This is a genomic window from Streptomyces sp. S6 (genome assembly GCF_054880855.1).
Genome location: NZ_JBTYMC010000222.1, coordinates 1 through 11492 on the forward strand (window position 1 = coordinate 1; position 11492 = coordinate 11492).

An 11492-nucleotide genomic window follows, 5' to 3' on the forward strand; every position below is an offset into this window, starting at 1 on the left:
CGTCGTCGTCCGGGAGGAGGCGGAGGCGGCGGCGCGCGCGGTTCTCGCGGAGGCGGAGGAGCGGGGGCGGCAGCGAGTTGCGCAAGCGCGTGCTGAAGCGGACGAGATCCGGGTGGCGGCGCGGCGTGGGGTGAAGGAGGGGCGCGGGGCGGCGCTCGAAGGGCTGCGGGAGGTGCGACGGCGGACGGACGTGCTGTTCGCGCGGCAGGAACAGGAGCAGGCGCAGCGCGCGGAGGCCGTCGACCGGGACGCCACGGACCGCGCCCGCGCCCTGGACGCCCACTACTCCCACCTGGTCGCCCGCGCCGAGGCCGCCCTCTCCGAGGCCCGCGACGCCTACGCGGAGGCGGAGAAATCGGCCCACCACCTCCAGTCCCGCGCCCGCGACCACGCTGCCGCTCTTCTCGCCGACGCCCGCCACCAGACCGACCGCATCGCCCGGGAGACGGAACGGGTGCTGCGGGAGCACGGGGAGCGTTGGGACGATGTGCGGGCGCACATGGACTACGTGCGGAGCAGTTTGAGCGCGTTGACGGGACGGGCGGTGGAGTAACTCCGTGGAGGTAGCTCTGTGGAAGTACCCCTCAGGTACGGGTGACCTGAGAGCTACTTCTCGGGTATGACCGGAAACCTCCGAGGCGCCACCACCAGCAACGCCACGAACGCGACCACCGCCGCTGCCGCCGCCCCGAAGTACACGGCATGCACGGCGTCCGCCACCGCCCGGCGGACCCCCTCGGGAGCACCCCCGGCCCCCCACGCCCGCGTGACGGAGTCGAGATCGCCACCCCCGAGCCGCGCCGCGAGGACGCCGTTGGCGATCGCGCCGAAGACGGCGGCGCCGACGGTCTGACCGGTCTGGCGGCAGAAGAGGACGGACGCGGTGGCCGTACCCCGCTCGCCCCAGCCGACAGTCGCCTGAACGCCGACGATCAGCGGGAGTTGGAAGAGGCCGAGGGCGGCGCCCAGCAGGAGCATCAGCAGGGTGGGTTGCCAGGCGGAGCCGGGGTAGGGGAGGAAGGGGAACGCGAGGAGGATCAGGGCCGCGAGGCCGATGCCGAGCAGGGCCGTGTCACGGAAGCCGATCCGGCGGTAGACGTGCTGGCTGAGCGCGGCGGAGACGGGCCAGCTCAGGGTCCAGACGGAGAGGACGAACCCGGCGGCGACGGGCCCGAGTCCGAGGACGGACTGCGCGTACGTCGGGAGGAACACGGTCGGCGCCACCATCAGCAGGCCCAGCGCGCCCAGCGCCAGGTTGACCGAGGCGATGGTCCGCCGCCGCCACACCCACCCGGGGATGATCGGCTCGACGGCCCTGCGCTCCACGACGACCACGACCGCCACCAGCGCGAGCCCTGCCCCGAACAGCCCGAGCGACGGCGCCGACAGCCACGCCCAGGCGACCCCGCCCTGCACGAGAGCCGTCAACAGGACGCCCCCGCAGGCGAACACGGCGACAGCGCCCGCCCAGTCGACGCGAGCCTTCGCCAACTCCCGCGCCGGTTCATGGAGATGACGGACGATCAGCCACAACGCGACCGCGCCGACAGGGACGTTGACGAGGAAGATCCACCGCCAGTCGGCGTACGCGGCGAGCAGCCCGCCCACCGCCGGTCCGGCGACCGCCGACACCGCCCACACGGTCGACAACTTCGCCTGGATCCTTGGTCGTTGGTCCAACGGGTAGAGGTCGGCGGCGAGGGTCTGCACGGTCCCCTGCAACGCCCCGCCGCCGAGCCCCTGCACGACCCGGAACGCGATCAGCGCACCCATGTTCCAGGCGGACGCGCACAGCAGGGAGCCCAGCAGGAACACCGAGGCGCCGACGACGAGGACCGGCTTGCGGCCGAAGGTGTCGGCGAGCTTCCCGTACAGCGGGAGGGTGACGGTCACGGCGAGCAGGTAGCCGGAGAAGAGCCAGGAGAAGACCGAGAAGCCGCCGAGGTCCCCGACGATCTGGGGGACGGCGGTGGAGACGATCGTGGAGTCGAGGGCGGCCAGCGCCATCGACAGCATGAGCGCGGCGACCACCGCGCCCCGCCGGTCGGGGGTGGTACGGCCCCTGGTCTCAGGTATGACCGGTCGAACGCTCTCCGCCACTGCCGCTCCCCAAGATCCCGTGCCCCTTGCATCTATCTGCCGCCGTTCAGCTTCTCACTTGACCCTCACGTCGCGGCAGGGTGCAGCCTTTGAGCGCCGGAGGGTGGAGTTCCGGGGGGCGGTCAGGGTGGAGAGAGCCCTGAAATCCCCTCCACCCCTCGGTGGAGGACCCCTAGGGGTATCTCCGTACTACGTCTCGGGGAGGGCTCGTACCGACGGAGGACGAGAAGTCGCCGGGTCGCTCCTTAATCTGGCTTTACGCCGACGGGGTGGGGTTAACCCCCCGGGAAGAAGGGTGACCGGCCCCAATGTGCCGGGCACCCCATGGGGACGAGACTCGTCGTCGTAGCCACCGAGCAACGCCACTGGGCAACTACCGAGCAGCACAAGGAGACGCCGGGCACCCGCGTCTCAACTGATGACCGACATAGGAGACTTGCCATGACATCGGCCGTGACCATTCCCCGGCACGGGGGTTCCGGAGGGCGTACGGCCGTCGCCGCGCGGGGGCGGCAGGTCGTGAAGGCGTACGGGTCGGGGGAGACCCGCGTCGTCGCGCTCGACCATGTCGACGTGGACATCGTGCGGGGGGAGTTCACCGCGATCATGGGCCCCTCGGGGTCCGGGAAGTCCACGCTCATGCACTGCCTGGCCGGGCTCGACACCGTCAGCTCCGGCGAGATCTACCTCGACGACACCGAGATCACCCGGCTGAAGGACAAGAAGCTCACCCAACTCCGGCGCGACCGCATCGGGTTCATCTTCCAGGCGTTCAACCTCCTTCCCACGCTGAGCGCGTTGGAGAACATCACGCTGCCGATGGACATCGCGGGCCGCAAGCCCGACAAGCAGTGGCTCGCACGGGTCGTGGAGACCGTCGGCCTCGCCGGCCGGCTCAAGCACCGTCCCAACCAGCTCTCCGGCGGCCAGCAGCAACGCGTCGCCGTCGCACGGGCGTTGGCGGCCCGCCCGGAGATCATCTTCGGCGACGAGCCGACCGGGAACCTCGACTCCCGTGCCGGAGCGGAGGTGTTGGGCTTCCTGCGCAGGTCCGTCGACGAACTCGGCCAGACCATCGTCATGGTGACCCACGACCCCGTCGCCGCGTCCTACGCGGACCGGGTGCTCTACCTCGCCGACGGGCGGATCGTCGACGAGATGCTCCGGCCGACCGCCGACACCGTCCTCGACCGCATGAAGGACTTCGACGCCCGGGGGCGCACGTCATGACCGTCATGAAGACCTCGATGCGCAACTTCTTCGCGCACAAAGGGCGAATGGCGCTCTCCGCGACAGCCGTGCTGCTGTCGGTCGCGTTCGTCTGCGGGACGCTGGTGTTCACCGACACCATGTCCACCACCTTCGACAAGCTGTTCGCGGCGACCTCCTCCGATGTCACGGTCAGCCCCAAGGGCGCCTCCGACACCGGGCAGACGAAGACCGGCAACGGCAAGCCGCTCGTCATGCCGGCGTCGGTCGTCGACACCGTCCGCAAGGCGAAGGGCGTCAAGTCGGCCGAGGGCGGGGTCGCTTCGACCTCGGTGACCGTCGTGGACGCCGACAAGGACAGCCTCTCCCCGAACGGCGGCGGCCCGACGATCGTCGGCAACTGGAACGCCAACGACGCCCGCACCATGAAGATCACCTCCGGGTCGGCCCCCAAGGGTCCCGACCAGGTGATGGTCGACGCGGACACCGTCGACAAGCACGACCTCAAACTCGGGGACGAGATCGGCGTCATCAGCGCCGTCGGCACGCACACCGCGAAGATCTCCGGGATCGTCGAGTTCCAGGTCACCAACCCCGGCGCGGCGATCTTCTACCTCGACACGAAGACCGCGCAGGAGACGCTCGTCGGGCAGACCGGCGTCTACACGAGCGTCAACGTGACGGCGGCGGCAGGGGTCAGCGACGAGCAGCTCAAGCAGGACGTCACCGCCGCGCTCGGCGCCGGGACGCACAAGGTGCAGACGGCCAAGGAGACGGCCGACGCCAACCGCAAGCAGGTCGGCACGTTCATGGACGTCCTCAAGTACGCCATGCTCGGGTTCGCCGGGATCGCCTTCCTCGTCGGCATCTTCCTCATCATCAACACCTTTTCGATGCTGGTCGCCCAGCGCACTCGGGAGATCGGCCTCATGCGGGCCATCGGCTCCTCCCGCAAGCAGGTCAACCGGTCCGTACTGGTCGAGGCGTTCCTCCTCGGGGTCGTCGGGTCGGTACTAGGGGTAGGGGCCGGGATCGGGGTCGCCGTCGGGCTGATGAAGCTCATGAGCTCCGCCGGGATGAACCTCTCCACGGACGACCTGACCGTCGCCTGGACCACCCCCGCCCTCGGGCTCGTCCTCGGCGTCGTCGTCACCGTCCTCGCCGCCTACCTCCCGGCCCGCCGCGCCGGGAAGGTCTCCCCGATGGCCGCTCTGCGGGACGCCGGGACCCCGGCCGACGGCAGGGCGGGCCTGGTGCGGGGCGTGATCGGGCTGGTGCTGACCGGCGCCGGCGGGTTCGCCCTCTACCTCGCGGGCAGCGCCGACAAGGCCGGCCAGGGCTCGCTGTGGCTCGGGCTCGGGATCGTCCTGACGCTCCTCGGGTTCGTCATCGTCGGACCGCTCCTCGCGGGCGGGGTCGTACGGGTACTGGGGGCCGTCCTGCTGCGGGCCTTCGGGCCGGTGGGGCGGATGGCCGAGCGCAACGCGCTGCGCAACCCGAGGCGTACGGGGGCTACGGGTGCGGCCCTGATGATCGGGCTCGCGCTGGTCGCCTGCCTCTCCGTCGTCAGCTCCTCGATGGTGGCCTCCGCGACCGAGGAACTCGACAAGAGCGTCGGCGCCGACTTCATCATCCAGCCCCGTAACGAGCAGAACATCACCCAGCAGGCCGTCGACGTGATCAAGAAGACGCCGGGGCTGAAGCGGGTCACCGAGTACAAACTGAACGAGGCCGACTTCACCACGCCCGACGGGAAGGTCACCAAGGACACGGAGGTCAACGCCGCGTCCCCCACCTACCCCGACGACCTGCGCGTCCAGACGGTCCAGGGCAACCTGCACGACGCCTACAAGCCGGACTCCATGTCCGTCCACGAGAAGTACGCCAAGGACCACGGCATCCGCCTCGGCTCCACGGTCAAGGTCGCCTTCAAGGACGGGCGCACGGCGAACCTGACCGTCCGCGCCATCACCAAGAGCGATGTCGCGCTCGACTCCGGGGCCATGTACATGGCGATATCGACCATGGCGAAGTACGTGCCGGCCGAGAAGATGCCCCTCGACGTGATCGTCTTCGCCACGGCGGAGAAGGGGCAGCAGGACGCCGCGTACACCGCGCTCAAGTCGTCCCTGCACGACTTCCCGCAGTACGAGGTCCGCAACCAGACCGACTACAAGCAGCAGTTGAAGGACCAGATCGGCCAACTCCTCAACCTGATCTACGGGTTGCTGGCCCTCGCGATCATCGTCGCCGTCCTCGGGGTCGTGAACACCCTGGCCCTCTCGGTCGTCGAACGCACCCGCGAGATCGGCCTCATGCGAGCCATCGGCCTCTCCCGCCGACAGCTCCGCCGCATGATCCGCATGGAGTCCGTCGTCATCGCCCTGTTCGGCGCGCTCCTCGGTCTCGGCCTCGGCATGGGCTGGGGCGCCACCGCCCAGAAACTCCTCGCCCTCCAGGGGCTCGGCGTCCTGGACATCCCCTGGCCCACCATCGGCGGCGTCTTCATCGGGTCCGCGTTCGTCGGCCTCTTCGCGGCGCTGGTCCCGGCGTTCCGGGCGGGGCGGATGAACGTACTGAACGCGATCGCCACGGACTGATCCGGGCGGTTCCGAAAAGGGGGAACTAGGCCACCGCATACGGGGGTTGCGGAGGAAGACCCGGTGCCGGGGAGCTGTAAAGGCTCCCCGGCACCGGGTTTTTCCCGCGCGGGCCCTTCGGCGTTCCCATGGGAGGCGCAACTCCCGGGCTTCTTCGGTCTGTTCGGCTCGCTAGGCCTGGATGCGGAGGAGTTCCGCAGCTTCTTCCTCGGTGGGGCTGGTTCAGGGACGGGACCAGGCGCGGGCGTCCGGCCGCGCCCTGCCCGTCGGCACGGCCCAGGCCGCCACCGGCACCTTCTTCCACCGCTCGGAGCAGTCCGGTGCCCCGGAGCTCGGCGACCTGGACAACGGCGAGTGCCACCTCCTGCTCCGAGGCGCGATCAGCGTCCGCAACCGCACGGACACCCTGGTCCCCGGGAACGGCCGCACCTTCGCCGATCCCCTCGCGGGCGTCAGTCCAGTACCGCGACCGCCTCGATCTCCACCAGGTGTTCAGGGACGTCGAGGGCGGCGACGCCGATCAGGGTGGCCGGGGGGCGGTGGGCGGTGCCCAGGTGGGTGGTGGCTTGGGCGAGGCCCTTCAGGAGGGCGGGCATTTTGTCGGGGGTCCAGTCGACGACGTAGACGGTGAGTCTGGCGATGTCCGTGGGGGAGCCACCGATGCCCTTGAGGGCTGTGGCGACGCTCAGGTAGGCCTGTTCGACCTGGGTCGTCAGGTCGGCGGGGGTGTCCCAGGCGACCTGGCCCGCGAGGTAGGCGGTGCGGGTGCCGGAGGTGACGGAGACCTGGTGGTAGACGTCGATGGTGGGCAGGCCCTCGGGGTCGTGCAGGGTGACGGTCATACCGAGGACCGTAGGGAAACCTCCTCTGACGTGGAAGAACGCACTTTTTGGTGCCCCGGGAACCCCGAGGTGACCACACAGGTCAGGGCCATTGTCAGGAGCACGGCGTCAATCGGGGAGCCGTGCACTGCCCAGGGCGGAGGGTGACGCCCGTGTCCACATCCCGGTGGTTGTCCACAGGCCCGGCGGTTGTCGGCGGCAAGTCGTACGCTGGATGACCCCCGGCCCGTGACACGCGTCGGGTGGTCGGTGTTGCCCGTATCGCCCCGAAGCCCACCCCCTCACCGGAAAGAGCCCATGAGCCTGCACGGTCTGCTAGACGCCGTTCTGAAGGACAACGCCCTGTCCGAAGCCGTTCGCGCGGCGGCGGACGGGAACCGGACGCATGTCGATCTGGTCGGCCCACCGGCGGCGCGTCCCTTCGCGATCGCCGCACTCGCCCGGGAGTCGGGCCGGCCCGTGCTGGCCGTGACGGCGACGGGCCGGGAGGCGGAGGACCTGGCGGCGGCGCTGAGGTCGCTGCTGCCGGCGGACGGCGTCGCGGAGTACCCCTCGTGGGAGACGCTGCCGCACGAGCGCCTGAGCCCCCGCAGCGACACCGTGGGGCGCCGCCTCGCGGTGCTCAGACGCCTGGCGCACCCGAGCGTGGACGACCCCGAGACGGGCCCCGTGTCGGTCGTCGTCGCGCCCGTGCGGTCCGTGCTCCAGCCGCAGGTCAAGGGGCTCGGGGACCTGGAGCCGGTCGCGCTGCGGACGGGCCGGCAGGCCGACCTGAACAAGACCGTCGAGGCCCTCGCGGCAGCCGCGTACGCGCGCGTGGAACTCGTCGAGAAACGGGGCGAGTTCGCCGTCCGGGGCGGGATCCTGGACGTGTTCCCGCCCACCGAGGAACACCCCCTGCGCGTCGAGTTCTGGGGCGACGACATCGAGGAGATCCGCTACTTCAAGGTCGCCGACCAGCGGTCCCTTGAGGTCGCCGAGCACGGGCTGTGGGCGCCCCCCTGCCGGGAACTCCTGCTCACCGAGGACGTGCGCGAGCGCGCGCGGCTCCTCGCCGAGGAACACCCCGAGCTGGGCGAGCTGCTGCACAAGATCGCCGAGGGGATCGCCGTCGAGGGGATGGAGTCCCTCGCGCCGGTCCTCGTCGACGACATGGAGCTGTTGATCGACGTCCTCCCCAAGGGCGCGATGGCCGTCGTCTGCGACCCGGAACGCGTGCGGACGCGCGCCTCCGACCTCGTCGCGACCTCCCAGGAGTTCCTGCACGCCTCCTGGGCGGCCACGGCGGGCGGCGGCGAGGCCCCGATCGACGTCGGCGCGGCCTCCCTGTGGTCCATCGCCGATGTGCGGGACCGCGCGCGTGAGCTGGACATGATGTGGTGGTCGGTGTCGCCGTTCGCGGCCGATGAAGAGCTCGACGCGGACACCCTGAAGCTGTCCATGCACGCCCCCGAGACGTACCGGGGCGACACCGCGAAGGCCCTCGCCGACACCAAGGGCTGGCTGGCCGACGGCTGGCGCACGGTGTTCGTCACCGAGGCGCACGGCCCCGCGTCCCGCACCGTCGAGGTCCTCGGCGGCGAGGGCATCGCCGCGCGCCTGGACATCGAACTCGGCGCCATCGAACCGTCCGTCGTGCACGTGGCGTGCGGCTCGATCGACTACGGCTTCGTCGACCCGGCGCTGAAGCTGGCCGTCCTCACCGAGACCGACCTGTCGGGCCAGAAGGCGGCCGGCAAGGACGGCGCGCGCATGCCAGCGCGGCGGAGGAAGAGCATCGACCCGCTGACGCTGGAGCCGGGCGACTACATCGTCCACGAACAGCACGGCGTCGGCCGGTACATCGAGATGGTCCAGCGGACCGTCCAGGGCGCCACCCGCGAGTACCTGGTCGTCGAGTACGCCCCCGCCAAACGCGGCCAGCCCGGCGACCGCCTGTACATCCCGACGGACCAGCTGGAGCAGATCACCAAGTACGTCGGCGGCGAGGCCCCCACCCTGCACCGCCTCGGCGGCGCCGACTGGACGAAGACGAAGGCGCGCGCGAAGAAGGCCGTCAAGGAGATCGCCGCCGACCTCATCAAGCTGTACAGCGCGCGGATGGCCGCCCCCGGGCACGCGTTCGGCGCCGACACACCCTGGCAGCGCGAGCTGGAGGACGCGTTCCCGTACGCCGAGACCCCGGACCAGCTCACCACGATCGCCGAGGTCAAGGACGACATGGAGAAGACGGTCCCGATGGACCGCCTGATCTGCGGCGACGTCGGCTACGGCAAGACCGAGATCGCCGTGCGGGCCGCCTTCAAGGCCGTCCAGGACGGCAAGCAGGTCGCCGTGCTCGTCCCGACGACCCTCCTTGTCCAGCAGCACTTCGGGACGTTCTCCGAGCGGTACGCGCAGTTCCCCGTCAACGTCCGCGCGCTGTCCCGCTTCCAGACCGACACCGAGTCCAAGGCCACCCTGGAAGGCCTGCGCGAGGGCGCCGTCGACGTCGTCATCGGCACGCACCGGCTGTTCTCGTCCGAGACCAAGTTCAAGGACCTCGGGCTCGTCATCGTCGACGAGGAACAGCGGTTCGGCGTCGAGCACAAGGAGCAGCTGAAGAAGCTCCGCGCGAACGTCGACGTGCTGACGATGTCCGCGACCCCGATCCCCCGGACGCTGGAGATGGCCGTCACCGGCATCCGCGAGATGTCGACGATCACCACGCCCCCGGAGGAGCGCCACCCGGTCCTCACGTTCGTCGGGCCCTACGAGGAGAAGCAGATCGGCGCCGCGATCCGGCGTGAACTCCTGCGCGAGGGCCAGGTGTTCTACATCCACAACCGGGTCGAGTCGATCGACCGCGCGGCGGCGAGGCTGCGCGAGATCGTCCCCGAGGCGCGCATCGCGACCGCGCACGGCCAGATGTCCGAACAGGCCCTGGAACAGGTCGTGGTGGACTTCTGGGAGAAGAAGTTCGACGTCCTCGTGTCGACGACGATCGTCGAGTCCGGCATCGACATCTCCAACGCCAACACTCTCATCGTGGAGCGCGGCGACACCTTCGGCCTCTCCCAACTCCACCAGTTGCGCGGGCGAGTCGGCCGTGGCCGTGAGCGCGGGTACGCCTACTTCCTGTACCCGCCGGAGAAGCCCCTCACCGAGACGGCGCACGAACGCCTCGCGACGATCGCCCAGCACACCGAGATGGGCGCCGGCATGTACGTCGCCATGAAGGACCTGGAGATCCGGGGCGCGGGCAACCTGCTGGGCGGCGAGCAGTCCGGGCACATCGCGGGCGTCGGCTTCGACCTGTACGTCCGGATGGTCGGCGAGGCCGTCGCGGACTACCGCAAGCAGTTGGAGAACGGCGAGATCGAGGACGAGGCGCCCCTCGACGTCAAGATCGAACTGCCGGTCGACGCGCACGTCCCGCACGACTACGCGCCGGGCGAGCGGCTGCGCCTCCAGGCGTACCGGGCGATCGCCTCGGCCAACTCCGAGGACGACGTCAGGGCCGTCCGCGAGGAACTCACCGACCGTTACGGCAAGTTGCCGGAGCCCGTCGAGAACCTGCTGCTCGTGGCGGGCCTGCGGATGCTGGCGCGGGCGTGCGGGGTCGGGGAGATCGTCCTCCAGGGGACCAACATCCGGTTCGCGCCGGTGGAGTTGCGGGAGTCGCAGGAGCTGCGGCTGAAGCGGCTGTACCCGGGGACGGTGATCAAACCGGCGGCGCATCAGGTGCTGGTGCCGAGGCCGAAGACCGCGAAGGTGGGCGGGAAGCCGCTCGTCGGGCGTGAACTGCTGGGCTGGGTGGGGGAGTTCCTGGCGACCGTGCTGGGGTCGTAGGAAACGTACATAGCGGGCTTTCTTGACAGGTGCCGGTGGCGGGTCGAATCTGGACACACCGGCACCTGTCAGGTGCCCCGTTCATTCCAGGGGGAGGAATGAACACTGTCGTCTTCGGCAACCTCTCCGTCTCTCCGGCCGGCCGCCACGGCGCCCGCCTCACCCGCGTGGCCCCCACGACGGCGATCCCGTACCGCCGCAGCCCGGTCGGACCGGCCCAACTCCCGTACCTGGTAGGGCGGTCGGGCGAACTCGCCCGCGTCCGGCCCCGTACGGCCGTCGAGTTCACCGGCCCCTGCGGGGCGGGCAAGACGACCCTGCTGCGGAACGTGCCGCAGGCCGTGTACGTCCGGGTCGGCGCCACCGCCCTGGAGGACCTCGTCCAGGACCTCATGCGGAGCTTCTACGCCTGGCAGGGGCCTGTCCGGTTCAGTACCGAGGACTGCGCCCGGTTCCTCGCCGCCGTCGACGGGACCGTCGTCCTCGACGACGTCTCCTACACCCCGCAGCAGCTCGGCTACCTCCAACAGGCGCTGCGGGGCTGCGCGTTGGTCATCGGCTCGGCAACTCCCGCGCTGGGGGCGGCGGGTGAGTCGTACGCGTTGGAGGGGCTCTCCGAGGGGGCCGCGATCGCGCTCCTCGCCCGGGATCTCGGGCGGGCCCTGTCCGGGGCGGAACTCGCCGTCGTGGGAAGGCTGTTGACGGCTGTCGGCGGGCAGCCGCTGCATCTGCGGCAGGCCGCCGCGCTCGTCCGGTACGACGGGCGCACGCTCGCCGACGTCACCGCGCGGGCGGAGGGCGCCGACACGCCGTCCAGGCGCGGCATCTGAACGTCCATCAGGATCAGGTCCGGCCTCAACTCCCTGGCCAGGGCCACCGCCTGCTCCCCGTCCGCCGCCTCGCCGACGAC

General features: G+C 70.5%; 6 protein-coding genes and 2 pseudogenes. 5 read left to right on the forward strand and 3 right to left on the reverse strand.

Features of this window, described 5'->3' with window-relative positions:
* Positions 1-553: pseudogene (locus ACVNF4_RS25350) on the forward strand (cellulose-binding protein); the annotation flags it as partial.
* Positions 554-606: 53 nt separating this feature from the next.
* Here ACVNF4_RS25350 and ACVNF4_RS25355 read toward each other — a convergent pair.
* Positions 607-2100 (reverse strand): MFS transporter, encoded by a 1494-nt coding sequence (locus tag ACVNF4_RS25355; protein ID WP_461805184.1) that lies wholly within the window; start codon positions 2098-2100, stop codon positions 607-609.
* 441 nt (positions 2101-2541) lie between these two features.
* On the opposite strand from ACVNF4_RS25355, the gene ACVNF4_RS25360 reads away from it, so the two are divergent.
* Both ACVNF4_RS25360 and ACVNF4_RS25365 read left to right on the forward strand, forming a co-directional pair.
* Positions 2542-3330 (forward strand): ABC transporter ATP-binding protein, encoded by a 789-nt coding sequence (locus tag ACVNF4_RS25360; protein WP_461805185.1) that lies wholly within the window; start codon positions 2542-2544, stop codon positions 3328-3330.
* Complete coding sequence (locus ACVNF4_RS25365; RefSeq protein ID WP_461805186.1) at positions 3327-5909, forward strand: ABC transporter permease; 2583 nt, start codon at positions 3327-3329, stop codon at positions 5907-5909. The genes ACVNF4_RS25360 and ACVNF4_RS25365 overlap by 4 nt, the downstream gene beginning before the upstream one ends.
* A 452-nt stretch (positions 5910-6361) precedes the next feature.
* Here ACVNF4_RS25365 and ACVNF4_RS25370 read toward each other — a convergent pair whose 3' ends face one another.
* Positions 6362-6751 carry a RidA family protein gene (locus ACVNF4_RS25370; RefSeq protein ID WP_461805187.1) on the reverse strand — a complete coding sequence of 130 codons (390 nt, stop codon included), beginning with the start codon at positions 6749-6751 and terminating at the stop codon, positions 6362-6364.
* A 297-nt stretch (positions 6752-7048) separates the two neighbouring features.
* Here ACVNF4_RS25370 and mfd point away from each other — a divergent pair, with 297 nt between their 5' ends.
* Both mfd and ACVNF4_RS25380 read left to right on the forward strand, forming a co-directional pair.
* A complete protein-coding gene (gene mfd, locus ACVNF4_RS25375; protein ID WP_461805188.1) occupies positions 7049-10582 on the forward strand; it encodes a transcription-repair coupling factor in 3534 nt (1177 codons plus the stop codon).
* A 98-nt stretch (positions 10583-10680) separates the two neighbouring features.
* Positions 10681-11412 (forward strand): ATP-binding protein, encoded by a 732-nt coding sequence (locus tag ACVNF4_RS25380; protein WP_461805189.1) that lies wholly within the window; start codon positions 10681-10683, stop codon positions 11410-11412.
* Here ACVNF4_RS25380 and ACVNF4_RS25385 read toward each other — a convergent pair.
* A pseudogene (locus ACVNF4_RS25385) lies at positions 11382-11492 on the reverse strand (response regulator); the annotation flags it as partial. The gene ACVNF4_RS25380 and the pseudogene ACVNF4_RS25385 overlap by 31 nt on opposite strands.